The sequence below is a fragment of the Micromonospora sp. DSM 45708 genome, assembly GCF_039566955.1.
In the GTDB taxonomy this organism is placed as follows: Bacteria; Actinomycetota; Actinomycetes; order Mycobacteriales; family Micromonosporaceae; genus Micromonospora.
On sequence record NZ_CP154796.1, the window covers coordinates 5,590,074 to 5,614,672 of the forward strand.

General features: G+C 72.9%; 23 protein-coding genes. 11 read left to right on the plus strand and 12 right to left on the minus strand.

Translation table 11 applies throughout. From position 1 onward, the window contains the following. The first annotated feature begins 21 nt into the window (after positions 1-21). Positions 22-2,808, plus strand: a complete 2,787-nt coding sequence (ppc, locus tag VKK44_RS23995; RefSeq protein ID WP_343443465.1) for a phosphoenolpyruvate carboxylase — start codon at positions 22-24, stop codon at positions 2,806-2,808. A 71-nt stretch (positions 2,809-2,879) separates the two neighbouring features. Here the strand turns inward: ppc and VKK44_RS24000 are convergent, their stop codons facing one another. Further along, positions 2,880-3,695: a hypothetical protein gene (locus tag VKK44_RS24000; protein ID WP_343443466.1), complete on the minus strand. Its 816-nt coding sequence runs from the start codon at positions 3,693-3,695 to the stop codon at positions 2,880-2,882. A gap of 54 nt (positions 3,696-3,749) precedes the next feature. Between VKK44_RS24000 and rmuC the strand changes: the two genes are divergently transcribed. Beyond that, positions 3,750-4,928 (plus strand): DNA recombination protein RmuC, encoded by a 1,179-nt coding sequence (gene rmuC, locus VKK44_RS24005; RefSeq protein ID WP_343443467.1) that lies wholly within the window; start codon positions 3,750-3,752, stop codon positions 4,926-4,928. Between the two features lie 148 nt (positions 4,929-5,076). Further along, a complete protein-coding gene (locus tag VKK44_RS24010; protein WP_343443468.1) occupies positions 5,077-8,370 on the plus strand; it encodes a S8 family serine peptidase in 3,294 nt (1,097 codons plus the stop codon). A gap of 64 nt (positions 8,371-8,434) precedes the next feature. Here VKK44_RS24010 and VKK44_RS24015 read toward each other — a convergent pair whose 3' ends face one another. Together VKK44_RS24015 and VKK44_RS24020 are read right to left on the minus strand one after the other, a co-directional pair. Continuing rightward, positions 8,435-8,845, minus strand: coding sequence for a hypothetical protein (locus VKK44_RS24015; RefSeq protein WP_343443469.1), 411 nt, complete (start codon positions 8,843-8,845; stop codon positions 8,435-8,437). Between the two features lie 38 nt (positions 8,846-8,883). Next, complete coding sequence (locus VKK44_RS24020; protein ID WP_343443470.1) at positions 8,884-9,870, minus strand: 4-hydroxy-3-methylbut-2-enyl diphosphate reductase; 987 nt, start codon at positions 9,868-9,870, stop codon at positions 8,884-8,886. A gap of 60 nt (positions 9,871-9,930) precedes the next feature. On the opposite strand from VKK44_RS24020, the gene xseA reads away from it, so the two are divergent. After that, positions 9,931-11,160: an exodeoxyribonuclease VII large subunit gene (gene xseA, locus VKK44_RS24025; protein WP_343443471.1), complete on the plus strand. Its 1,230-nt coding sequence runs from the start codon at positions 9,931-9,933 to the stop codon at positions 11,158-11,160. Between the two features lie 13 nt (positions 11,161-11,173). Beyond that, a complete protein-coding gene (locus tag VKK44_RS24030; protein WP_343443472.1) occupies positions 11,174-11,386 on the plus strand; it encodes an exodeoxyribonuclease VII small subunit in 213 nt (70 codons plus the stop codon). Between the two features lie 161 nt (positions 11,387-11,547). Here the strand turns inward: VKK44_RS24030 and VKK44_RS24035 are convergent, their stop codons facing one another. After that, positions 11,548-12,390 (minus strand): hypothetical protein, encoded by an 843-nt coding sequence (locus tag VKK44_RS24035; protein ID WP_343443473.1) that lies wholly within the window; start codon positions 12,388-12,390, stop codon positions 11,548-11,550. Between the two features lie 89 nt (positions 12,391-12,479). Then, entirely contained in the window at positions 12,480-13,094 is a 615-nt protein-coding gene (locus tag VKK44_RS24040) for a DUF4245 domain-containing protein (RefSeq protein ID WP_343443474.1), read from the minus strand. A gap of 147 nt (positions 13,095-13,241) precedes the next feature. Here VKK44_RS24040 and glpX point away from each other — a divergent pair, with 147 nt between their 5' ends. Together glpX and VKK44_RS24050 are read left to right on the plus strand one after the other, a co-directional pair. Continuing rightward, a complete protein-coding gene (gene glpX, locus VKK44_RS24045) occupies positions 13,242-14,273 on the plus strand; it encodes a class II fructose-bisphosphatase (RefSeq protein WP_343443475.1) in 1,032 nt (343 codons plus the stop codon). A gap of 29 nt (positions 14,274-14,302) precedes the next feature. Further along, on the plus strand, positions 14,303-15,277 hold the full coding sequence (locus VKK44_RS24050) for a DMT family transporter (RefSeq protein ID WP_343447881.1): 975 nt from the start codon (positions 14,303-14,305) through the stop codon (positions 15,275-15,277). A gap of 25 nt (positions 15,278-15,302) precedes the next feature. Here the strand turns inward: VKK44_RS24050 and VKK44_RS24055 are convergent, their stop codons facing one another. Further along, positions 15,303-16,232 (minus strand): NAD-dependent epimerase/dehydratase family protein, encoded by a 930-nt coding sequence (locus VKK44_RS24055; RefSeq protein WP_343443476.1) that lies wholly within the window; start codon positions 16,230-16,232, stop codon positions 15,303-15,305. 139 nt (positions 16,233-16,371) lie between these two features. Here VKK44_RS24055 and VKK44_RS24060 point away from each other — a divergent pair, with 139 nt between their 5' ends. Beyond that, complete coding sequence (locus VKK44_RS24060; RefSeq protein WP_343443477.1) at positions 16,372-17,064, plus strand: TetR/AcrR family transcriptional regulator; 693 nt, start codon at positions 16,372-16,374, stop codon at positions 17,062-17,064. Between the two features lie 2 nt (positions 17,065-17,066). Here VKK44_RS24060 and VKK44_RS24065 read toward each other — a convergent pair whose 3' ends face one another. The 6 genes from VKK44_RS24065 to VKK44_RS24090 all read right to left on the minus strand — a co-directional run bounded on the left by VKK44_RS24065 (position 17,067) and on the right by VKK44_RS24090 (position 22,432). Beyond that, positions 17,067-18,035 (minus strand): NAD(P)/FAD-dependent oxidoreductase, encoded by a 969-nt coding sequence (locus tag VKK44_RS24065; protein WP_343443478.1) that lies wholly within the window; start codon positions 18,033-18,035, stop codon positions 17,067-17,069. 100 nt (positions 18,036-18,135) lie between these two features. Beyond that, positions 18,136-18,795, minus strand: coding sequence for a rhomboid family intramembrane serine protease (locus VKK44_RS24070; RefSeq protein ID WP_343443479.1), 660 nt, complete (start codon positions 18,793-18,795; stop codon positions 18,136-18,138). 103 nt (positions 18,796-18,898) lie between these two features. Continuing rightward, positions 18,899-19,600, minus strand: coding sequence for an aggregation-promoting factor C-terminal-like domain-containing protein (locus tag VKK44_RS24075; protein ID WP_343443480.1), 702 nt, complete (start codon positions 19,598-19,600; stop codon positions 18,899-18,901). A gap of 299 nt (positions 19,601-19,899) precedes the next feature. Continuing rightward, positions 19,900-21,315, minus strand: a complete 1,416-nt coding sequence (locus VKK44_RS24080; RefSeq protein ID WP_343443481.1) for a PhoH family protein — start codon at positions 21,313-21,315, stop codon at positions 19,900-19,902. Positions 21,316-21,627: 312 nt separating this feature from the next. Further along, entirely contained in the window at positions 21,628-22,068 is a 441-nt protein-coding gene (locus tag VKK44_RS31040; RefSeq protein ID WP_458351561.1) for a hypothetical protein, read from the minus strand. A 22-nt stretch (positions 22,069-22,090) separates the two neighbouring features. After that, positions 22,091-22,432, minus strand: coding sequence for a hypothetical protein (locus tag VKK44_RS24090; RefSeq protein ID WP_343443482.1), 342 nt, complete (start codon positions 22,430-22,432; stop codon positions 22,091-22,093). Between the two features lie 264 nt (positions 22,433-22,696). On the opposite strand from VKK44_RS24090, the gene VKK44_RS24095 reads away from it, so the two are divergent. The 3 genes from VKK44_RS24095 to otsB all read left to right on the plus strand — a co-directional run bounded on the left by VKK44_RS24095 (position 22,697) and on the right by otsB (position 24,551). Beyond that, entirely contained in the window at positions 22,697-23,137 is a 441-nt protein-coding gene (locus tag VKK44_RS24095) for a helix-turn-helix domain-containing protein (RefSeq protein WP_343443483.1), read from the plus strand. A 162-nt stretch (positions 23,138-23,299) separates the two neighbouring features. Beyond that, the gene (locus VKK44_RS24100; protein ID WP_343443484.1) at positions 23,300-23,653 is read left to right on the plus strand and encodes a hypothetical protein; all 354 of its coding nucleotides are present in this window, start codon (positions 23,300-23,302) and stop codon (positions 23,651-23,653) included. Positions 23,654-23,723: 70 nt separating this feature from the next. Then, positions 23,724-24,551, plus strand: coding sequence for a trehalose-phosphatase (gene otsB, locus VKK44_RS24105; protein ID WP_343443485.1), 828 nt, complete (start codon positions 23,724-23,726; stop codon positions 24,549-24,551). Positions 24,552-24,599 lie beyond the last annotated feature (48 nt).

Genomic DNA, 24,599 nt, shown 5'->3' on the forward strand with positions numbered 1-24,599 from the left:
CCTCGCGTAAGGAGCGCACCCGTGACCGACCAGCACGACCACGACGGCCCCGACGCCGCTCTCCGGGCCGACATCCGCCGCCTCGGCACGCTGCTCGGGCAGACGGTCGCCCGCCAGGAGGGCCGCCCGCTGCTCGACCTCGTCGAGGAGATCCGCGCCCAGGTCCGCTCCGACGCGCCGGCCGCCGCGCAGCGCCTCGCCGGGCTCGACGTCACCACCGGCACGAAGCTGGCCCGCGCCTTCTCCACCTACTTCCACCTGGCGAACATCACCGAGCAGGTGCACCGCGCCCGCGACCTGCGCCGCCGCCGCGCCACCCACGGTGGCTGGCTGGACCAGGCGGCCAAGATGATCGCCGAACGCGGCGTGCCGGCCGAGGAGATCGCCGCCGCGGCCCGCCGGTTGGCCGTCCGCCCGGTGTTCACCGCGCACCCCACCGAGGCGGCCCGCCGGTCCATCCTGTCCAAGCTGCGCGCGGTCGCCGACGAGCTGGACGCCGAGACCGCCAACGCCATCCTCTACGGCGCCAGCGACGAGGGCCCGGCCAACCGCCGCCTCGCCGAGCTGCTCGACCTGATGTGGCAGACCGACGAGCTGCGGCTGGACCGGCCGGACCCGACCGACGAGGCCCGCAACGCCATCTACTATCTGCGCGACCTGCACGCCGAGGCCGCCCCGCAGGTCCTCGACGACCTCGCCGACACGCTGCGCACGCTCGGCGTGGAGACGTCGCCGACGGCCCGTCCGCTGACGTTCGGCACCTGGATCGGCGGCGACCGCGACGGCAACCCGTTCGTCACCCCGGCGGTCACCCGCGAGGTGCTGCACATCCAGCACGAGCACGGCATCGAGGCCACCGAGAAGGCGATGGACGAGCTCATCAGCGAGGTCAGCGTCTCCCGCCGGCTGCGCGCGGTCTCGCTCGACCTCTCCGCCAGCCTGGCCAAGGACCTGGACGCGCTGCCCGAGGTGGCGCCCCGGTTCCGCCGGGTCAACGCCGAGGAGCCCTACCGCCTCAAGGCCCGGTGCGTGAAGGCGAAGCTGGCCAACACCCGGGAGCGGCTGCGCGCCGGCACGCCGCACGTGCCGGGCCGCGACTACCGGGGCTCGACGGAGCTGATCGCCGACCTGGAGCTGCTGCGCGCCTCGCTGGCCCGCAACGCCGGGCAGCTCACCGCCGTGGGCCGGCTGGCCTCCACCATCCGTACGGTCTCCGCGTTCGGGCTGCACCTGGCCACCATGGACATCCGGGAGCACGCCGAGAAGCACCACGAGGTGCTGGCGCAGCTCTACGAGACGGTCGGCGAGGTCTCCGACTACCCGTCGTTGACCCGGCTGGAGCGCACCAAGCTGCTCGCCGACGAGCTGACCGGCCGCCGGCCGCTCTCCACCCAGGACAGCCCGCTCACCGAGTCGGCCCGCAAGACGTTCGACGTGTTCTCCGCGATCCGCGAGGCGCAGGACCGGTTCGGTCCCGAGGTCATCGAGTCGTACATCATCTCCATGACGCTGGGCGTGGACGACGTGCTCGCCGCGGTGGTGCTGGCCCGCGAGGCCGGCCTGGTCGACGTGCAGAGCGGGCGGGCCCGGGTGGGCATCGTGCCGCTGCTGGAGACGCCGGCCGAGCTGAACGCCGGCGGCGAGCTGCTCGACGAGCTGCTGTCGCTGCCGGCCTACCGGGCGCTGGTCGCGGCGCGGGGCGACGTGCAGGAGGTGATGCTGGGTTACTCCGACTCCAACAAGGAGGCCGGCATCACCACCAGCCAGTGGTCGATCCACCGGGCCCAGCGCGCGCTGCGCGACGTGGCCGCCCGGCACGGCGTACACCTGCGGTTGTTCCACGGCCGGGGCGGGACGGTCGGTCGGGGCGGCGGCCCCACCCACGAGGCGATCCTGGCCCAGCCGTACGGCACGCTGGACGGCGCGATCAAGGTGACCGAGCAGGGCGAGGTCATCTCCGACAAGTACACGCTGCCGGCGCTGGCCCGGGAGAACCTGGAGCTGACCGTGGCGGCCGTGCTCCAGGCCACGCTGCTGCACACCGCGCCCCGGCAGCCGGCCGAGATGTTGGAGCGCTGGGACGCGGCGATGGACGTGGTGTCCGAGTCCGCCTTCCGGTCCTACCGGTCCCTGGTCGAGGACCCGGACCTGCCGGCCTACTTCTGGGCCTCCACGCCGACCGAGCTGCTCGGCGCGTTGAACATCGGCTCCCGGCCGGCGAAGCGCCCGAACACCGGCGCGGGCCTGTCCGGTCTGCGCGCCATCCCGTGGGTGTTCGGCTGGACGCAGACCCGCCAGATCGTGCCGGGCTGGTTCGGCGTCGGCACCGGGCTGGCCGCGGCGCGCGAGGCCGGGCTGGCCGACGTGCTCGCCGAGATGAACCGCAACTGGCACTTCTTCCGCACGTTCCTGTCGAACGTCGAGATGATGCTGACCAAGACCGATCTCAGCATCGCCCGCCGCTACGTGGAGACGCTGGTCCCGAAGAAGCTGCACCCGATCTTCGCCAAGATCGAGGAGGAGTACGAGCTGACCAAGCGGGAGGTGCTGGCGGTGACCGGCTCGCCGGCGCTGCTGGAGAACTCGCCGGTGCTCCAGCGGACGCTCGCGGTGCGGGACACCTACCTCGAACCGCTGCACCACCTCCAGGTGGCGCTGCTGCGGCAGTACCGCGAGTCCGGCGCCGCCGGGCGGGCGGTGGCGACCGCGCCGGGCGGCCGGCGTGCCCCGAGCGACGGTACGGCGCTGGAGCGGGCGCTGCTGACCACCGTGAACGGCATCGCCGCCGGCATGCGCAACACCGGCTGAGCCGGTAGGCAGGGGCCCCCGCCTGACGCGTCACGCACAGGCGGGGGCCCTGTCAACACCGGCGGCGCGGGCTACCAGTCGCCGCCACCGAAGTCGCCGCCACCGAAGTCGCCGCCACCGAAGTCCCCTCCGAAGTCGCCGCCGCCAGCGAAGTCGCCCTGACCGCCACCGAAGTCGCCCTGACCGCCGACGTCGCCGCCGCCGGGGTCGCCGTAGTCCTGGCCGTCGCCGAAGCCGTCCTGGAAGCCCTCCTGGTAGCCGGACTCGTAGCCGTAGCCCGGGTCGGCGAACGCGGGCGAGAAGAGCGCGTCCGCGATCAGCATGCCGCCGATCACGCCGGCGCCCGCGCCCAGCGCGGTCTTCCACCACGGCGTCGAGTACCAACCGGCCGGCACCGGCCGACCCTGCATGTGACCACCGGGGTAGTAGTAGGGCGTGTGGCTGCCCGGCTGCGGGCCGGCCCGGAACGTCTGGCCCTGCACGTTCACCTCACGCTCCCTGGTGAGCTGGCCGACCCCGCGGGCGGCGGCCAGCGGCGGCAGCTCCGGACCCGGGTCGATGCCCATCGCCGTCCGCGCCGCCCGGATGTACGCCAGCCCCTCCAGCGCGGTCTCCCGCGCCAGCGCGAACTGGTGCGGCGTGCGCGCCTGCTCCAGCTGCGAGCCGGCGGCGTTGTAGCGCTCACCGGCGTCGGCGAGCGCCTGGCGGACCGCCGGGGCGTCGCCGTGCAGGTTCATGAGCTGGCCGCCGAGCCGCTCGTACCAGCGCTGCGCCTCGGCGCGGGCGTCCGCCAGCTCGTTCGCCCGCCGGGACCTGCTCCCCCACCGCCAGAACACCAGCGCACCTCCGAGCATCAGGATCAGGAACAGCCACAGGGCACCTTCCATGACTCGAACGTACCCAGCGCGCGCACGTCGTACCCGTTTGGCAAGCTCTTCGGCATGAGCTTCTCGACGCTGGCCGTGGTGGTGCTCTGCCTCGCCGCGGGCGGCGCGGTGGGCTGGCTGGCGGCCCGGGCCCGGTCGGCGGCCGACGTGGCCCGGCTGGAGGCGACGCTGGCGGCCACCCGGGAGGGTGAGGGGCGGCTGGAGCAGTCGATGCGCGCGCTCAGCTACGAGGCGACCGCGCAGTCGCAGGAGGCGGTGGCGCGCGCGGTCGCGCCGCTGCACGACTCGCTGCGCCGCTACGAGCAACGCGTCGCCGAGCTGGAGCACGACCGGGTCGACGCCTACGCCGAGCTGCGCGAGCAGGTGCGCGCGATGAGCACGGTCTCCGGCGAGCTGCGCACCGAGACCAAGCAGCTCGTCGCCGCGCTGCGCGCGCCGCAGGTGCGGGGTCGCTGGGGCGAGCACCAGCTCCGGCGGATCGTCGAGGCGGCCGGCATGCTGGAGCACTGCGACTTCAGCGAGCAGGTCACCGCCGCCACCGACCACCAGGGGGTCCGCCCCGACCTGGTGGTGCGGCTGCACGGCGGGCGCACGGTGGTGGTCGACGCCAAGGCGCCGTTCGACGCCTACCTGACCGCGATGGAGGCGCGTGACGAGCGCGGGCGGGACACCCAGCTCGACGCGCACGCCCGGCACCTGCGGGCACACGTGGACGGCCTGGCCGCCAAGTCCTACTGGACCGCGTTCGACCAGACGCCCGACTTCGTGGTGCTGTTCGTGCCGGCCGACCCGTTCCTCGACGTGGCGCTGCAACGCGATCCCGCGCTGTTGGAGCACGCGTTCGCCCGCAACGTGGTGCTGGCGACACCGGCCACGCTGGTGGCGCTGCTGCGCACGGTGGCCTACTCGTGGCGGCAGGAGGCGCTGGCGCGCAACGCGGCCACCGTCCACTCCTTGGCGCGTGAGCTGTACGGGCGGCTGTCCACGCTGGGCGACCACGTCGGCAAGCTGGGCAGCTCGCTGAGCGGGGCGGTGACGGCGTACAACCGCGCGGTCGGTTCGCTGGAGGCCCGGGTGCTGGTCAGCGCGCGCAAGCTGGCCGAGCTGGGCGTCTCGGGTGAGGAGCTGGCCGCCCCGGCGCAGGTCGAGCTGGCACCCCGGCAGCCGCAGGCGCCGGAGTTGCTGAACGGCCCGTCCACATCGGCCGAACGGTCGGCAGGCATCGACGTCTAACACGGTCGATGTGACGATGACGGCCGATCCTTGTCACGGAGTGGTCACAAAGCCATCCCTGGTAGTGACACGACTCGACACGCCACGAAGGATCTGCGTCACACGTGCCCTGCCCCTCGAAGGGCCCTGTTCTCTGGAGGAAGAGAACGTGAGTCAACCCCGCAATCGGAGCCGGCGTCCCTCCGCCGCGCTCTTCGCCTCGGTCCTCGCGGCCGGGGCCATGACCGTCGGGGGTGGCGCCGCAACCGCGAGCGCGGCCCCCGCCGCCCCCCGACCCTCGCTGCCGACCGCCGCGAAGGCCCTGGGCGCCCACGACGCCAAGCTGCTCGACGCGGCCGAGGCGAAGCACGCGCCGACCGTCACGATGATCATCGCGGCGAAGAAGGGCTCGGCCAAGAAGGTCGTCGACGGGCTGACCGGCCTCGGCGCCACCGTCAGCCAGCGCTACGACCAGGTCGGCTACGTGCTGGCCAAGGTCCCCACCGCCAAGGCGCTTAAGGCCGCCACGCTGCCCGGCGTCGCCGCCGCCGACCTCGACGAGACCATCACGCTCCCCGACCCGACGCCGGAGGCCGCGCCGAACGGCGCCAAGGCCGCCGAGCAGGGTGAGACGCTGGCCGGCCCCGGCGCGGACACCGGCGCGGTCAACCCGTACATGCCGACCAACGAGACCGGCGCGGAGGCGTTCAAGGCCGCCCACCCGGAGTGGGACGGCCGCGGCGTCACCATCGGCATCATGGACTCCGGTGTGGACCTGGACCAGCCGGCGCTCCAGCAGACCACCACCGGCGAGCGCAAGATCGTCGACTGGGTCACCGCGACCGACCCGCTCGAGGACGCGTCCTGGCGTCCGATGACCACCGAGGTCACCGGCCCGTCGTTCAGCAACTCGCTGGGCACCTGGACGGCACCGGCGGGCACCTACAAGTTCAACGTGTTCCGCGAGAACATCACCGCGGGCAGCGACGCGCGGGGCGACGTCAACCGCGACGGGGACACCACCGACGCCTGGGGCATCCTCTACAACCCGGCCAACGGTGACATCCGCGTCGACGTGAACCAGAACAACGACTTCACCGACGACGAGGTGAGGCGGCCGTACAAGGAGAAGTTCCAGGTCGGCCACTTCGGCACCGACAACGCGGCCACCGCCGTGCGGGAGCAGATCCCGTTCGTGGTCGAGTACCGCCGCAACGTGGACACCACCCCGGTCGGCGGCCCCGGCCTGGTCGACTACGTGAACATCGGCATCATCGAGAGCACCCACGGCACGCACGTCGCCGGCATCACCGCCGCCAACGACATGCTGGGCAACAGCGCCTTCGACGGCGCGGCCCCGGGTGCCAAGCTGGTCTCCGCCCGGGCCTGCTCCTGGGGTGGCGGCTGCACCGCCGCGGCGCTCACCACCGGCATGGTCGACCTGGTGGTCAACCGCAAGGTCGACGTGGTGAACATGTCGATCGGCGGCCTGCCGGCGCTGAACGACGGCGCGAACGCCCGCTCGGTCCTCTACAACGACCTGATCAACACCTACGGTGTGCAGCTGTTCATCTCGGCCGGCAACTCCGGGCCGGGCCTGAACACCGTCGGCGACCCGTCGGTCGCCACCGACGTGGTCAGCGTCGCCGCGAACGTCAGCAAGGACACCTGGCTGGCGAACTACGGCTCGGTGGTCCGCAAGGACAACTGGCTGTTCAACTTCTCCTCCCGGGGCCCGCGTGAGGACGGCGGCTTCAAGCCGAACATCACCGCCCCCGGTTCGGCCATCTCCACCGCGCCGACCTGGCAGGCGGGCAACCCGGTGCCGGAGGCGGGCTACCCGCTGCCCCCGGGCTACCAGATGCTGAACGGCACCTCGATGGCCTCCCCGCAGGCCACCGGCGCCGCCGCGCTGCTGCTGTCGGCCGCGAAGGCGACCGGCACCGGCGTCACCCCGGCCGCGCTGCGCCGGGCCGTCTACACCTCGGCCAAGCCGATCGCGGACGTCCCGACGTACGCCCAGGGCTACGGCATGGTCAACGTGTCCGGCGCGTGGAACCTGCTCGCCCAGGGCGTGCAGACCCGCACCTACACCTCCGAGGCCCCGGTCTGCACCGAGCTGTCGCCGAACCTGACCCGCTACGACCGGGCCTCCGGCACGTTCGTGCCGAACCCGAACGTCGGCACCGGCGTCTACAACCGCTGCGCCGCCGACCGGGGCGGGCAGAAGGCCAAGGAGAGCCGCTACTACGAGGTCAAGCTGACCCGCACCAGCGGCCCGAACAAGGGCATCAAGCACCTGGTCGACTTCCGCGGCAACGACGGCACCTGGACCGCGCCCAAGGAGGTGTGGCTGCCGCTGAACTCGACCGTCACCGTCAAGGTGAAGGCCAAGCCGATGACCGTCGGCGCGCACGGCGCGATCATGACCGTCGACGACCCGGCCACCTCGGTGGTCGACTTCGAGGTCGCCACCGTCGTGGTCGCCTCGAACGCGGTGACCGGCCCGGCGTACTCGTACTCGGCCAACGGCTCGGTGGAGCGGAACAGCTTCACGTCGTACTTCGTGACGGTGCCGCAGGGCGCCGGCGCGCTCCAGGTCAACCTGTCCGGCATCGCCACCGGCTCGCAGACCCGGTTCATCGCGATCAACCCGTACGGCGTTCCGGTCGAGAGCACCGCGAGCACCGCCTGCTACACCAACTTCTCCGACGCCGCCGCCTGCAAGCCGCAGGAGCGCGACTACCAGAACCCGATCCCGGGCGTCTGGGAGATCGAGGTGGAGGCGCGACGCACCTCGCCGGCGCTGGACAACCCGTTCACGCTCCAGGCCCGCGTGCAGGGCGTGCAGGTGGAGCCCGCCGTGGTCGAACTGCCGTCGGTGACCGCCGGCACGCCGGCCCCGGTGAGCTGGAGCCTGACCAACACGTTCGGCCCGGTCCAGGTGACCGGCGTCGGCGGGCCGCTGTCCAGCGTGCGCGCCGAGCGGCCGACCATCACCGAGGGCGCCACCCAGGAGTACACGGTGGACATCCCGGCCGGGACCACCTCGTTCTCCGCCCGGATCGGCAACACCGCCGACCTCGGCGCCGACCTGGACCTGTACATCTTCCGGGGCACCACCGAGGTGGGCCGGTCGGCCGACGGCGACTCGGAGGAGGCCGTCACGCTGACCAACCCGGTGGCTGCCACCTACCGGGTGGTCATCGAGGGCTACGCGGTCGCCGCGGGCGGCACGGCGTACGACTACCGTGACTCGTTCGCGTCCCCGGCGCTGGGCTCGCTCTCCGCGCCGGCCACGCCGCTGTCCCTGGCCAACGGCGCCACCGCCACCCTGACCGGTGCGGTGAACGCGCTCGCCACCCCGGCCGCCGGCCGGGAGCTCTTCGGTGACATGGCCGTCACCACCGTCGAGGGCGCGGTCGTCGGCCGCGGTTCGGTGCAGGTCCACGCGGTCAACTAGCCGCTGGTACGACGGGAGCCCCGTCCCCCGGTCCGGGGGGCGGGGCTCCTGCCGTACGCGCGCGTCAGGCGGGGCGGGCCGACTCGACCACGAACGGGGTGCCCTGCTGGCAGGTGGTCATCATGCCGGGCTCGGGACGGCCGGTGACCTCCACCTTGGCGCCGGGCTTGAGCAGGTCGCGCGGGCCGCCGACCAGCAGGTGGTCGTCGAGCAGCAGGCAGTTCGGCTCGACACCGGCGCGGATGGTGCCACTGAGCGTGGTGCCGCCGACGCCCGGCGGCGTCGACGGGCCGCCCTTCCAGGTGGGGTCGGGGCGGCTCGGGCCCGTGCTGGGGGCGGGGTCGGGCTGGCTGCTCACCGGGGCGGCTCCCGTCGGACTCGGGCTGGGGCTGGCGGGCTCGTCGCCCGGGCCGGCGCAGGCGGTCAGCGCGGCACCGGCGATCAGGGCTACGAGCACCGTCCGAGGAGTCTTCATGGTCGGTTGGACGCGTCGGGCGCCGGATCCGTTCCCGGTCAGCCGCGCGCCGCGGCGGCCTTCATGTCGCGCTTCAGCTCCTGCGGCAGCGAGAACGTCAGCCGCTCGTCGGCGGTGGTGATCTCCTCGACGTCGGCGAAGCCGCGCTCGGCCAGGTACGCGAGCACGTCCTGGACCAGGTCGTCCGGCACGCTCGCGCCGGAGGTCAGCCCCACGGTGCGCGCGCCGGCCAGCCAGGCGTCGTCGATCTCGTGGGCGAAGTCGACCAGGTGGCCGGCGCGGGCGCCGGCGTCCAGCGCCACCTCGACCAGGCGGACCGAGTTCGAGGAGTTGCGCGAGCCGACCACGATCACCACGTCGCACTCGGGGGCGATCTCCTTGACCACGTGCTGGCGGTTGGAGGTGGCGTAGCAGATGTCGTCGCTGGGCGGCGACTGGAGCAGCGGCAGACGCTGCTTGAGCCGGGCCACGGTCTCCAGCGTCTCGTCGACCGAGAGCGTGGTCTGGGAGAGCCAGACCACCTTCTCCGGGTCACGCACGGTGACCTGGTCGACGCTGTCCGGCCCGTCGACGAGCTGGATGTGGGCGGGGGCCTCACCGGCGGTGCCGATGACCTCCTCGTGCCCCTCGTGGCCGATGAGCAGGATGTCGTAGTCCTGCTGGGCGAACCGCCGGGCCTCGTGGTGCACCTTGGTGACCAGCGGGCAGGTGGCGTCGATCGCCTTCAGCGAGCGTTCCTTCGCCTGCGCGTAGACCTCGGGGGCCACGCCGTGGGCGGAGAAGATGACGGTGGCGCCCTCCGGCACCTCCTCGTTCTCCTCCACGAAGATCGCGCCCTTGGCCTCCAGCGTGCGCACCACGTGCTTGTTGTGCACGATCTGCTTGCGGACGTAGATCGGCGCGCCGTAGAGCTTCAACGCCTCCTCGACGGTCTGCACCGCCCGGTCGACGCCCGCGCAGTAGCCGCGGGGCTTGGCCAGGAGCACGCGCTTGCCGGTCCGGGGAGTCGTCTCAGCGTCAGTCACCCGACCATCGTACGTGCGCCGGACGCGCCCTCGCCCGGCCTGTCGGCCCCGGGCCGTAGGGTGGGCGGGGTGAGCGCGGGTGAGGTGGACCGGAGCACGTCCGAGGAGCCGTGGCCGGTCCGGGTGGTCAGCCAGAAGGTCGGCGCCTGGATCGCCCGGCTCGGCTGGGTCTGGGTCGACGGCCAGGTGGCGCAGATCAGCCGCCGGCCCGGTGCCGCCACCGTGTTCCTCACCCTGCGTGACCCGTCGGCCGATCTCAGCCTGGCCGTCACCACCAACCGCGACGTGCTCGACGCGGGCGCGCCGGAGCTGCGCGAGGGCGCCCGGGTGGTGCTGCACGCCAAGCCCGAGTTCTACGCCGCGCGGGGCACGCTGAGTCTGCGCGCCGACGAGATCCGCCAGGTCGGCCTCGGCGAGTTGCTCGCCCGGCTGGAGAAGCTCAAGAAGCTGCTCGCCGCCGAGGGGCTTTTCGACAGGTCCCGCAAGCGGCGGCTGCCGTTCCTGCCGGCCCGGGTGGGCCTGATCACCGGGCGGGCCTCGGCGGCCGAGCGCGACGTGTTGACCAACGCCCGGCGCCGCTGGCCGGCGGTGGAGTTCCGCACGATCAACGTGGCGGTGCAGGGGCCGAGCGCGGTGCCCGACATCGTGGGCGCGCTCAAGGTGCTCGACGCCGACCCGGCGGTCGACGTGATCGTCATCGCCCGTGGCGGTGGCGGCCTGGAGGATCTGCTGCCCTTCTCCGACGAGGCGCTGTGCCGGGCGGTCTTCGCGTGCCGCACGCCGGTGGTCAGCGCGATCGGCCACGAGACCGACGCGCCGCTGCTCGACTACGTGGCCGACGTCCGCGCCTCCACGCCCACCGACGCGGCGAAACGGGTCGTGCCCGACCTGACCGAGGAGGTCCGCCTCATCGGTCAGGCCCGGTCCCGGCTGGAGCGGGCCGTGCGTCATCTCGTCGACCGCGAGCAGCACCGGGTCGACCTGCTCCGTTCCCGCCCGGTGCTGGCCCGGCCGCAGGTGATGGTCGACCAGCGCGCCGTCGAGGTCACCGCGTTGCGTGACCGCGCCGGTCGGTGTCTGGAGCACCGGCTGGGCGCCGCCGACGACGACCTGCGGCACACGTTGGCCCGGCTGCGTGCGCTCTCCCCGGCGGCCACGCTCGACCGTGGCTACGCCATCGTCCAGCGCGCCGACGGCCACGTGGTCCGCGCGGCGTCCGAGGTCACCAAGGGCGATCCACTGCGGGTACGCCTCGCCGAGGGCGAGCTGACCGCCACCGTCGACGGCTGATGAGATGGGACCGATGACTGAATCGACCAGGACCGAGCAGCTCAGCTACGAGCAGGCGCGCGCCGAGCTGGCCTCGGTGGTGGAGCGGCTGGAGGCGGGCGGCACCTCGCTGGAGGAGTCGCTGGCCCTGTGGGAGCGCGGCGAGCAGCTCGCCGGTGTCTGCCAGCGCTGGCTGGACGGCGCCCGGGCCCGCATCGACGCCGCCCGGCAGCGCGCCGAGGAGTAGCCGCGATCGGCGTCCGAGCGGCTCCGGCCGGCTGCGGGCCGGGCCGGCTGAGCGCGGCTGGGGACGCAACCCTGTCACCGGAAGGCGGTATACCTCAGCGGCATAAAAATGCCGCTGAGGTATACCGCGAAAAAGTGTTGGGTGCGCCGGACGACCTCCGGTCAGTTGAACAGGTTGTAGAGCTCCGGCGGCGCCTCGACGACCTGGTCGGCCGGCGGCTTCTGGGCCGCGGCGGCAGCGCCGTAGTCGCTGTAGGTGATCTTCACGTCCTGCGCGGCGCTCTGGCCGGCGGCCGGGATCTTGAGCACCAGCTCGCTGAGCCGGCCCTGCGGGTCGACCTTGGCGGTGAACGGCACCGACTGGGCCTGCGCACCGAGTGCGGTGATCACGGCCGGGTCGAGCGAACCCGCCTCGGCGGCCTTCGACACGTCGACGGTGCCTTCGTACGCGCCGTCGCCGGTCTGCCGGACGTCGGTGACGCCCTGGGTGAGCACCGCGCTGCCGGCCGGGTCGACCTTCTCGAAGTCGAAGCCCAGCGCCCGGTTGCCCTTGATCCGGCTCTGGTCGAGGTGCTGGTACTTGCCGGTGTTGAGGTTCTTGACGCCGGGGATCTGGGTGGCGGCGGTGCCGCCCAGCTCCAGCTTGACCCAGCTGTCCGGCTTGGCGTGGATGAGATCCAGCTTCATCATCAGGTCCGACGACGGGTCACCGATCGTCATCCGCATCTCCGCGCTCTGGCTGGGCTCGTGCACCTGCCCCTCGGCGGTGGAGCCGGCGCCTGTCATGGAGAACCGGAAGTTGCCCTCCCGGATCGCGTTCGTGGAGTCGAGCAATGCCTGCTTGGCCGCGCTGCCGGACGCCGTGGCGCTGGGGGCGACGCTGCCGGAGGCGCCGGCGCTCGGGGTCGCGGAGGCGTCGGAGGTCCCGTTGCCGTTGCAGGCCGCCAGGCCGGGAATGAGCAGCGCCGCGGCGAACGCGGTGGCGCTGAAGCGTCGTATCTTCACGTCAACCTCTCCAGGTGGGTCGTCCGGGATCGTGTCCCTTCTGTTCCCTGAAGCGGCGTTCCGCAATCCCGGTCACCCGACCGGGACCGTCAGCGCAGCGAGGTGGCGAGCCGGCGCAGTTCCGTCTCCCCCGCGTCGCCGACCACGATCACCGTGCGATTCGGCTCCAGCAGGACGAGCGCCTGCTCGTTGCCGCGGGCGGTGTACCGCTGCCAGCTCAGCCCGTCCGGCAGGTCGGCCGGGCCCTGCGGCTGGCCGTCGCTCAGCTCGGCCGGCAGCAGCTTCTCCGCCGGGACGTTGCTCTCCACGAGCTGCGCGCCCCGGCCCTCCGGGGTCACGTACCCGATCCGCAGCGTCGCGCCGTCCGTCTCGGTCCGGAAGCGGGCGTTGACCGTACGCCAGTCGTCGCCCAGCCCGGACGGCGTGGCGACCGGGAAGGCGTTGGCCGCGCGGGCCTGATCCAGCGCGGGCGCCGGGTCGACGGTGACCGGCGAGTCGCCGCCGAGGAAGCCCCGGTAGAACGCGATCAGCAGCGCGATCGGGACCAGCAGGATCAGCAGCGACAGCACCATGTCCTTCGGTGACCGCTCGGAGCGGGCCTTCTCCTTGCCCGCGGGCGGGGCGGCGTCGGGCCGCACCGGCGGCTGGCCGTCGGGCGGCGTGGCGTCGGACGGTACGCGGTCGGCAGGCTGTGCGGGTTCCACCCGGCCATTGTCGCAGCCCGACGGGGAAGGTGATCCTGGCCTCCTCCGCCCCGCCGGGGCGACGAACCTGAGATCGTGTGAGGATCAGCGACAAAACCGGCGGCATCCCGCCGGTCCACCCCGCAACGTCGCGAGGAGGAGGCCGCCATGACAACCACCGGTACGCGGACGCCCCAGGATCTCGACCGCAATCTCGCCCTCGATCTGGTCCGGGTCACCGAGGCCGCAGCCATGGCTGCCGGCCGCTGGGTCGGCCGGGGCGACAAGGAGGGCGGTGACGGCGCCGCCGTCGACGCCATGCGCAAGCTGATCAACTCGATCCCGATGCGCGGCGTCGTGGTGATCGGCGAGGGCGAGAAGGACAACGCCCCGATGCTCTTCAACGGCGAGGAGGTCGGCGACGGGACCGGTCCCGAGGTGGACGTGGCGGTCGACCCGATCGACGGCACCACGCTGATGAGCAAGGGCATGCCGAACGCGCTCGCCGTGCTGGCGGTGGCCGAACGCGGCGCGATGTTCGACCCGAGCGCGGTCTTCTACATGGAGAAACTGGCGGTCGGCCCGATGTACGCCGACGTGGTCGACATCAACGCCGGGGTCGCCGAGAACATCCGCCGGATCGCGAAGGTGAAGGGCACCGACACCAGTGAGGTGACGGTCTGCGTGCTGGACCGGTCGCGCCACGACGAGCTGGTGAAGCAGATCCGGCGCACCGGCGCCGGCATCCGGCTCATCTCCGACGGCGACATCGCCGGCGCCATCGCGGCGGCCCGCGGCGAGTCGGACGTCGACGTGCTGATGGGCATCGGCGGCACCCCCGAGGGCATCACCGCGGCCTGCGCGCTGAAGTGCATGGGCGGCATGATGCAGGCGAAGCTCTGGCCGAAGGACGCGCCCGAGCGGGAGAAGGCGCTGGCCGCCGGGCACGACCTGGACCGGGTGCTCTTCACCGACGACCTGGTCACCGGCGACAACTGTTTCTTCGTGGCCACCGGCGTCACCTCCGGCGACCTGCTGCGCGGCGTGCGGTACCGGGCCGGCGGGGCGTACACCCAGTCGATCGTGATGCGCTCCAAGAGCGGCACGATCCGGGTCATCGACTCGTACCACCGGCTGGAGAAGCTCGCCCTCTACTCGGCGGTCGACTTCGACGGACGCCCGTTGGCCGAGCAGGAGTGACCGCCGCGACCGGGACGGCGGGGCCGACGCTGTCGACCGGCCGGCGGATCGCCGGCGTCGGGCTGGCCACCGCCTCCGGCGTCCTGGTGGCGCTCCAGTCCCGGATCAACGGCGAGCTGGGCGTACGACTGGCCGACGGGATCGCCGCCGCGGTGGTCTCGTTCGGCCTCGGTCTGGTGATCCTGCTGGTGCTGGTCCCCGCCACCGCCGCTGGCCGGCGGGGGCTGGCCGCCCTGCGCGGCGCGCTGCGCACCGGCACGCTGCGGCCGTGGCAGTGCCTGGGCGGTGTGTGCGGCGCGTTCCTGGTGGCGACGCAGGGGCTGACCATCGGCGTGCTCGGCGTGGCTGTCTTCACCGTCGCGGTGGTGGCCGGGCAGTCCGGCAGCAGCCTGCTGGTCGACCGGGCCGGCATCGGCCCGACCGGCCGCCAGCCGGTCACCCCGACCCGGCTGATCGGCGCGGTGCTCACCGTGCTGGCCGTGCTGCTGGCGGTGGGCGACCGGCTCGGCGACCCGGGCGCGTTGGCGCTGGCCCTGCTGCCGCTGGCCGCCGGGGTGGGCATCGCCTGGCAGCAGGCGGTGAACGGCCGGGTCCGGGCCGCGGCGGACAGCGCGATGACCGCCACGCTCGTCAACTTCGCGGTCGGTACGGCGGCGCTGCTCGCCACGTTCGCGGTGGAGGTGGCGGTGCGGGGTCGGCCGGCCGGCGGCTTCCCGAGCGAGCCGTGGCTCTACGTCGGCGGCCCGATCGGCATCGTGTTCATCGCGTTGGCCGCCGCGCTGGTCCGGTTCACCGGGGTGCTGCTGCTCGCGCTGGCCACCATCGCCGGGCAGATCGTCGGCGCGGTGCTGCTGGACGTGGTGCTGCCGACCGCCGCCTCACACCCCGGCCTCAACACCCTCCTGGGCGCCGCCCTGACCCTGGTGGCCGTCCTCATCGCCGCCGCCGGGGGTGGGGCGGGGCCCCCTGTCAACGCCTCCAGTAGAGGCGGGGCACCCGCTTGACCAGCGCGTTGACAGGGGGCCCGGCCTAACGCAGAGCCGGGGCGCGCAGGCCGGCGACCATCTCGTCGACGATCCGGTCCAGCGGGGTCGGCTCGACGCCGAGCGTGGCGGTGGCCGCGGACGAGTCCAGCACGAACGGGCCGGCGAACTGGTGTGCCGTCTCGCGCAGTTCCCGGGCGAACGGGTTGGCCACGCCGGCCGCCCAGAGCACCGGGTACGGCATCCGGGTCAGCCTCGGTGCCGGCGCGCCGGCCCGGGTCGCCGCCCGCTCGGCCAGCTCCCGCATGGAGACCGCCGGCGGGCTGGGCACGTGCCAGGCCCGGCCCCAGGCCCGCGCGTCGGTCGCGGCGGCGACGAGGGTACGGGCGACGTCCGGGACGTACGTCCAGGTGTGCGGCGCGTCCCAGTGGACCGGCAGGAACACCCGCTGTCCGGCGAGCACCCGGGGCAGCACCATCATGGCGAGCGAGGTGCCGCCGACGCCGATGTAGTCGGAGCCGCGTACCTCGGTGACCCGGGCCCGACCGGCGCGGTGCGCGGCCAGGGCGTCGGCCCACATCCGGTTACGGATCCGGCCCTTGGTGCCGGTGGCGGCCGGCGGCGTCGCCTCGGTCATCGGCGCGTCGACCGGGCCGTAGCCGTAGAGGTTGCCGACGGTGGCGAGCACGGCGCCGCTGCGCTCGGCGGCGGTGAGCAGCGCGGTGGCCAGCGGCGGCCAGTCGGTGGCCCAGCGGTGGTAGGCCGGGTTGGCGCAGTTGTGCAGCGCCAGCGCGCCCTCGGTGAGCGCGGTGAGCCGGTCGGCGTCACCGGCGTCGGCGGCGATCCGCTCGATCGCCGGGTGCTGCGGGCCGGTGCCGCGCCGGGTCACCACGCGTACCCGTTCGCCGCGCTCGGCGAGGAGTCGGGCGGTGGCGGTGCCGACGGGTCCGGCGCCGACGATCACGTGCAGGGCCATGGTGGTCCACCTTCTCTGAAGCAGTAGTCCGAATGGAGAGCACCGCTCTCGAAAAAGAGCATGACTCAGGACGCGACGAAAAGTCAAGAGCAGTGCTCTCGGTTTTGATTGCCGCTCTCATCCGTGGCACAGTGGGCGCATGGTCGCTCCCTCGCTCCGCGCCCGGGTCCGCGCCGGCATGATCGAAGAGATCAAGACGGTCGCCCGCCGCCACCTGGCCACCGACGGCGCGGACCTCTCGCTACGGGCCGTCGCCCGGGACCTCGGCATGGCCTCCTCCGCGATCTACCGCTACTTCCCCAGCCGCGACGAGCTGCTCACCGCGCTGATCCTGGAGGCGTACCACGCGCTCGGCGACGCGGTGGAGACGGCCGACGCCGAAGCCGACCAGGACGACCTGCGCGGACGCTGGCTCGCCGCCTGCCGCGCGGCGCGCGCCTGGGCGCTCGCCCACCCCGCCGAGTACGCGCTGCTCTACGGCAGCCCGGTGCCCGGCTACGCGGCCCCGGACGACACGGTCGCGCCGGCCCAACGGCCCCCGATGACGCTGCTCGGCATCCTGCGCGACGGGGTGGTCGCCGGCCGGCTCGACCGGCCGGCCGAGGAGCCGCCCGAGCCGCTGCGCGGCGACCTGGCCGAACTGACCACGCTGACCGGGGTGCCGCTGCCACCGGCGCTGATGGCCCGGGCCATGGCCGGCTGGACGCAGCTCTTCGGGCTGATCAGCTTCGAGCTGTTCGGCCGGATCAACCGCGCGCTGCCGCACCGCGACGAGTACTTCGACCACCAGATCACCCTGATGGCCGATCTGGTCGGCCTGCCCGGCGACTGACCTCAGGTGCCGTCGGAGGAGTGCCCCGGGAACAGGTGCGCGGTCGGGTCGATGGCGACCGCCGCGTTGTTGACGGCGGTCGCCGCCTCGCCGAAGCCGGTGGCGATCAGCCGGACCTTGCCCGGGTACTCGGTGATGTCCCCGGCCGCGTACACCCGGGGCAGGTTGGTGGCCATGGCGCTGTCCACCAGGATGTGCCGCCGGTCCAGCGCCAGCCCCCACTCGGTCAACGGACCCAGGTCGGCGGTGAAGCCGAGCGCGGCCACCACCGTGTCCACCGGCAGGGTCTCCACCGCGCCGCCGCGTACGGTCAGCTCGGCGCCGGTGACATGCTCCTCGCCGTACAGCCGGCTCACCTCGGCGTTCACCACGACCCGCACCGGCAGCGCGCGGACCCGCTCGACGCTGGCGGCGTGCGCGCGGAAGCGGTCCCGCCGGTGCGCCAGCGTCACCGACCGGGCCAGCGGCGCGAGCGTGACCGCCCAGTCGAACGCCGAGTCGCCGCCGCCCACGATGAGCACGTGCCGGTCGGTCAACTCGACCGGCTGGGGCACGAAGTAGACGATCCCGCCGCCGGTGAAGCTCTCCGCGACCGGCAGCGGCCGGGGCGTGAAGCTGCCCAGCCCGCCGGTCACCACCACCGCGCCGCAGCGGAGCTGCTCACCGCCGGCCAGCCCGAGCACCGGCCGGTCGTCGAGGTAGGACAGCTTCTCCGCGCGTACGCCGAGCAGGTAGTCGGGGTGGTACGGCGCGGCCTGGGCGACCAGGTTCGCGACCAGCTCCCGGCCCTTGACGGCGGGGAAGCCGGCGACGTCGAGGATCAGCTTCTCCGGGTACATCGCGGTGACCTGCCCACCCGGCTCGGGCAACGCGTCGATCACAGCCACGGAGAGCCCACGGAACCCGGCGTAGTAGGCGGCGAAGAGCCCGGCCGGGCCGGCCCCGATCACGGCGACATCGACCTCGCGCATGGCGTACCGTCACTTTCGGCCAGGGATCAACCCGTGCTGCCGACGGTAGGCGGGCGGGTGGCCGGGGGCAAGCACGTCCCGCCGATCGATCAACGCGTCGTCAGGGCAGCCGCACCGGCGGCGACCCGAGCGGGTCCGGCGTGCCGCTGTCCGCGCGCCGGCGGAACAGGATCGCGGCGACCACGCCGCCGAGCAGCCCGAACAGATGGCCCTGCCAGGAGATCAACTCGTCGGTGGGGAGGATGCCCAGCAGCTGCCAGCCGTAGAGCAGGCCGACCAGCAGCACCACCGCGAAGTTCCACCAGCTCCGCTCCACCACGCCCCGGGTGAGCAGGATGCCGAGGTAGCCGAAGATCACCCCGCTCGCGCCGACCACCACCGAGCTGGGGGAGCCGGTGAACCACACACCCAGACCGCTGACCAGGATGATGACCGCGGTGGACCAGAGGAACCGGCGGGTGCCGGCGGCCAGCACGAACGTGCCGAGCAGGATCAGCGGGATGCTGTTGCTGTAGAGGTGGTTCCAGCCGGCGTGCAGGAACGGCGAGAAGAAGACGCCGTCCAGGCCCTGGATGCGGTGCGGGATGATGCCGGCGGTGACGTCGAGGTTGAGCCGCAACCCGACGTCGAGCGCCTCGATGAGGAACAGCACCGGCACGATCGCGCACATGGCGACGAACGCCCGGCCGAGCGACGCGTAGAACGCGTCGGTGCCGAACCGGTGGGGGTCTCCGCCGCGCGGGCTGTCCTGCCAGGTCACCTGTCAACAGCTATCAGCAAATGAGGCGGACCGCCACTCGGGCGGGAAGACGACGGCGGCGGGACACCCGGATCACCGTGCCTCCCGCCGCCGTTCGGTGCGATCAGTACCAGCCCTCGCTCTGCGACTGCTGCCAGGCGCCGCACGGGGTGTCGTACCGGCCCTTGATGTAGCCCAGGCCCCAGGTGATCTGGGTGGCCGGGTTGGTCCGCCAGTCGTCGGCCACCGAGCTCATCTTGCTGCCGGGCACCGCCTGCGGGATCCCGTACGCGCCGGAGCTGCTGTTGGACGCCTTCGGGTTCCAGCCGCTCTCCTTCGTCCAGAGCTTGTCCAGACAGGGGAACTGGTCGATGCCGAAGCCCTTGTCCAGCATGACCGCGCAGCCGACCTTCCGGTTGCCGCTGTACTCCGCGCAGGACGCCGGGATCGGGCCGTCGTACGGCTTGGTCTTCGCGTCGGCCTCGGCCTTCGCCTTGGCCTCCGCCTCGGCGCGCTCCTTCTTGCGGTTCGCGGCGGCGCGCTCGGCGGCCCTGGCCCGCTCGGCGGCCTCCTTCGCCGCCGCCTTGGCCCGCAGCTTGGCCTGGTACTCGGCGGCGCGCTGGCGGGACGACTGCAGGCGGTGATCGGCCTGCCGTTCGCGCTGGTACATGTATTCGGTCCGGTCGACCTCGCGGCCGACCTGCGCGGTCAGGCCCTGCTGCTGGGTCTGACGATCTTCGCCCAGGTAGAAACCACTGGCGACGCCCACGGAGAGCAGCGCGACAGCGGCCGTACGGGCGCCGAACCGGCTCCACAGCCGACTCACGAAGTTTCCCTTCGTCGGAGGCAGGGACACGGCACCACGCGTGGCCTGACGGCCGCGCCCGGGTGCCGCGAGCGCCCCGACCCACCGGTCTCCGCCGGTGCACCGGCCCCCGTGGCTCCCGCCGTCGTGGCGGAGAATGCTCGACGAGGTGCCGGGTGCGAATGGGACTCCAGGCACTGGAGTTGTCGGTGACGCTCGATGGACACCATCGCGCACGGTGAGGCGGGTGGGAAACCGCAGGAGCCAAAAGTGATCTGCGCCACACTGAAAATAGGGACAGAGTGGGGCAAAAAGTCAAGTCAGCCGGGGATGTCCTCCAGCAGGTCCGTGACCATCGCGGCGATCGGCGAACGCTCCGACCGGCTGAGGGTGACATGGGCGAAGAGGGGATGGCCCTTCAGCGCCTCGATCACCGCGGTGACGCCGTCGTGCCGGCCCACCCGGAGGTTGTCCCGCTGCGCCACGTCGTGGGTCAGCACCACCCGGGACCCCTGACCGATCCGGGACAGCACGGTGAGCAGGACGCCCCGCTCCAGCGACTGGGCCTCGTCGACGATGACGAACGCGTCGTGCAGGCTCCGGCCCCGGATGTGGGTGAGCGGCAACACCTCCAGCAGGCCCCGCGAGGTGACCTCCTCCAGCACGTTCTCGTGCACCACCGCGCCCAGCGTGTCGAAGACGGCCTGCGCCCAGGGCGACATCTTCTCCGACTCCGAGCCGGGCAGGTAGCCCAGCTCCTGGCCGCCGACCGCGTACAACGGGCGGAAGACGATCACCTTCTTGTGCCGGCGGCGCTCCATCACCGCCTCCAGGCCGGCGCAGAGCGCCAGCGCCGACTTGCCGGTGCCGGCCCGGCCGCCCATCGACACGATGCCGATCGACTCGTCCAGCAGCAGGTCGAGCGCGATCCGCTGCTCCGCCGAGCGCCCGTGCAGACCGAACGCCTCCCGGTCACCGCGGACCAGCCGAACCGTCTTGTCGGGCAGCACCCGGCCCAGCGCCGAGCCCCGCGACGAGTGCAGCACCAGGCCGGTGTGACAGGGCAGGCCCGCGGCGGCGTCGACGTCGAGCGCCTCGCCCGCGTACAGCCGGCCGATCTCGTCGTCGGGAAGCTCCAGCTCGGCCATCCCGGTCCAGGTCGGGTCGCTGGCCTGACCGTGCCGGTACTCGTCCGCGCGCAGGCCGACCGAGGCCGCCTTCACCCGCAGCGGCATGTCCTTGCTGACCAGGGTCACGTCCCGGCCCTCGGCGGCCAGGTTGAGCGCCACCGAGAGGATCCGGGCGTCGTTCGACTCGTTGCGGAAGCCGGGCGGCAGCACGCCGTCGTCGGTGTGGTTCAGCTCCACCCGCAGCGTGCCGCCGGAGTCGTTGGCGGGCACCGGACGGTCCAGCCGGCCGTGCCGCACCCGCAACTCGTCCAGCATGCGCAGCGACTGGCGGGCGAACCAGCCCAGCTCGGGGTGGTGCCGCTTGCCCTCCAGCTCCGAAATGACCACCAGCGGCAGCACCACCTCGTGCTCGGCGAAGCGGTGGAACGCCGCGGGGTCGGAGAGGAGGACCGAGGTGTCCAGGACGAAGGCCGGGCCGGATGGTCGGGGCTCCTCGGTGCCGGCGGTGGCGGCAGCGGCGCTCCGCCGGCTGCGCGTGGTCCGGCGGGTCGTGGCGGTCGCGGCCGGGGTCTGCTCGGCTCCGGCGGGGGTACGGCGAGTGGTCACAGGCCTGCTCCGCGGATGGGCACCCGGCCACCCGAGTTCCGCCTCATCCGGTGCCCGGCGGACACGGGGTCGGATGCGGGCCCCGTGCGCGAGGTCGCAGGTCCGGGCTGTCCGGCTGGCCCGGGAAAACCCCGCGCCATGCCTAGACGCTAATCGCCGTGGGCCCGCTCGGCTAGAGGCCCGGATGGATCACCGGTGAACACGCCGGAACCGGCCGGGATGCATGCCCCCTGCGCGCATCCCGGCCGGACCGGAGCCGCCGGCACCGCTCCGCCGTGGCGGCGGGTGTGCACGGCGCGTACCGGATGGGCCTCAGCCCTGTCGCCTCACCAACGTCCCGGCCCTCGGGCCGGCGGCGGTCGCGCCGAACGAGGACCCGGTGTACGTGGTGCCGGCGCGCGCGGCCCCACCGCCGAGCTGGGCGGTCGCGGTGACCCGGACGGCCGGCGACCGTACGCCCGGCCCGTCCGAGCGGGCGGTGACCGCGGCGGGCACGGCGGTGCCGGCGAACGGCGTGCCCGACCGACCGACCGAGGTCACCACCGTCGGGGCGGGACCGGCCAGCGCCGAGGCGATGACGGCCCGCGCCTCCCGACGCCGGCGGTTCCAGGCGCCCCGGTCGCCGTCGAAGTAGCCCTGCCGGTAGCCGAACCGGTAGCCGATCCGGTAGCTGAGCTGGCCGTGCAGGCGGCCGGCCGCGTAGCAGGTGGAACCGAGGACCAGGACGAGGACGACGGCGAGAAAAGGGCTCACCGGGCCACCTCCGCCGCCCGGCTCATCGCTCGTCCGTCCCGGGCAGCGGGTCGACCACCAGCAACCGCTCCAGATCGGCGGTGCTGACCTCCTCGACCAGCTCGACACTGATCCGGCAGCCGTCGAGGATCACCTCGGCCACCGAGGCCCGGCGGATCTCACCGCCGGAGTCGTAGACCCGCACGCTCAACTCTGGGCAGCCGAGATGGGTGCGCCAGGCGTCCCACTCCTCCCGGTCGCCGACGCTGAGCGAGAGGTAGCGGCAACCCCGGGCGAGGTAGACGCGCCACGGCGCGCTCAGCCCGGCGGAGACGCCGTCCGCGATCAGACCGAAGGCCTGGGCGCGGGTCGCGAGTTCGGTCACGACACCCCCTCCGCAACTGCGGAGTGACGCATGTGAGCACTCGTCGTCTCAAGCACGTGACACACCGTAAGTTGTCTCATGGGCGTGACAGTATCAGCTTTTCGTCTGCTTGCCGCCGTACTCGTGTCTCTCTATCCTGCCCGGGTGGCACCCCTCAAGAGCAGTTCTGGATCGTTGATCGGGACGCATCTGTCGGCGTCACGTCGGCGTGACACCAGCGCGCCGAGCGAGCCCGGCGCGAGCGACTGGCCGTACCGTCACGGGGTGACCGAGACGGCCAATGCACGGAAGATCGCCTTTGCCACCTTCGTCCGCCGCGCGCTGGACGACGCCCGGGCCATGCGCGCGTGGAGTGGCACCGAGGTCTCCCGGCGCACCGGCGTCTCCCGCCAGACCATCAACCGCTGGGTACGCGGCGACTGGGCGAGCGACCCCGAGGCCGAGCGGGTGGTCGCGTTCTGCGAGGGGCTCGGGCTCGACCCGGCCACCGCGTTCACCGCGCTCGGCTGGGACCGGACGACCGGCCCCCGCACCGCCCCCGCCCCGCCCCCGATGGACCCGGACGTCGAGGCGCTGCTGCGCCGACTGGTCGACCCGAACGTCTCCGACGCGGAGAAGTTCCACATTCGAGAAACCATTAGATACCTCGCATATCGCCCGACACTGCCGGCAAATGTCCGAAATAGGGGCAAGCAGGCCGGCTAGTTCTCAGATGGCGAAAGAACGGAAAGGCAGTCCCGATCGTTTCGCCTCGGGGACGGATCGGACCGGCTAGCGTCCACGTTTGTACTGCTAGGGGCTCGTCGTCGGCGGGGGGACGGGACACAGCCGAACCCAGCCCTGCGGGACAGAAGGAGGGGTCTGTCCATGACCCTGAAATGGTTGGCAGTCGTGGTCGCGGTGGTGTCGGTGACATCGTGCGTGACCGGCAACGTGGTGGTCGGCGTGCTGGACGGCGGGCAGCTTCCCGTGGTCGTCAATCTCCTCGCGCTCACCACGGCCGGCACGGCGGTGATCCTCGCCGTCGTGGCCGAGTTGCACGACCGGCTCAACGACCGGGTCAGCGCGCTCACCGAGTTCCTGGTGGCGCGACTCAACGAGATCGAGGCGCACACCGGCGACCGGAACACCGGCTTCGTGGAGGGCTACCTGCTCAACCACGGGCAGGAAGCGGCCGTGGTGCCGTTCGGGCGCCGGGGACGAGGAGCCGCCGAACGCTGACCTCCCGCGTCGTCCCGACGTCACATCTCGGCCACGAATACGCCGCCCGGCGCGGGGTACGCTGTCGCGCGTGCCGCCGTTGAATTTGGGCAACCAGCAGCCGAGAACCCCGTTGGACGCCGAGCACGCCTGGCGGACCACCGCCGCGCGTGCGGGTGACGTGGTGCTCTTCTTCGACTTCGACGGCACACTGGCGCCGGTCGACGACGATCCCACCGCGGTCCGCCCCGCGCCGAAGGTGCTCGCCGCGTTGGAGGCGCTCGCCCCGCGCGTACGCCGGATCGCGATCGTCTCCGCGCGCCCGGTGGAGTTCCTCCGCGACCATCTCGGCGGCCTCACCGGCATCGACCTCTACGGGCTCTACGGCCTGGAGCACAGCCACTCCGGCGGTGAGACGGTCACCGAGCCGGCCGCGCTGCCCTGGGTGCCGACCATGGCCGAGCTGGCCGAGCAGGCCCAGGCCGAGCTGCCGCCCGGCGCGCTCGTCGAGTTCAAGCGCCTCTCCGTCGCGCTGCACTGGCGCACCGCCCCGCACCTCGGCGACCTGGTGCAGGAGTGGGGCCGGGCCCGGGCCGAGCGGCTGGGCCTGCGCTGTCAGGCCGGCCGCATGGTGCTGGAGCTGAAGCCCCCCGTCGACCGGGACAAGGGCATGGTCATCGGCGAGACGGTCCGCGACGCCGGCGGGGCGTGGTATTTCGGCGACGACGTCTCCGACATCAAGGCGTTCGCCGCGCTGCGCGCCCGCGCCGCCACCGATCCCGACTTCCTCGGCGTGTGCGTGGCGGTCGCCAACCCGGAGACCGGGCACGAGGTCGCCGACGCCGCCGACCTGACGCTCGACTCCCCCGCCGCCCTCGGCGACTTCCTCACCGCCGCCCTGCCCCACCTGGACGCCTGACCCACCCCCTCGTCGATCTTGCACGTGCCGCCTCGGCAAAGGGGACAA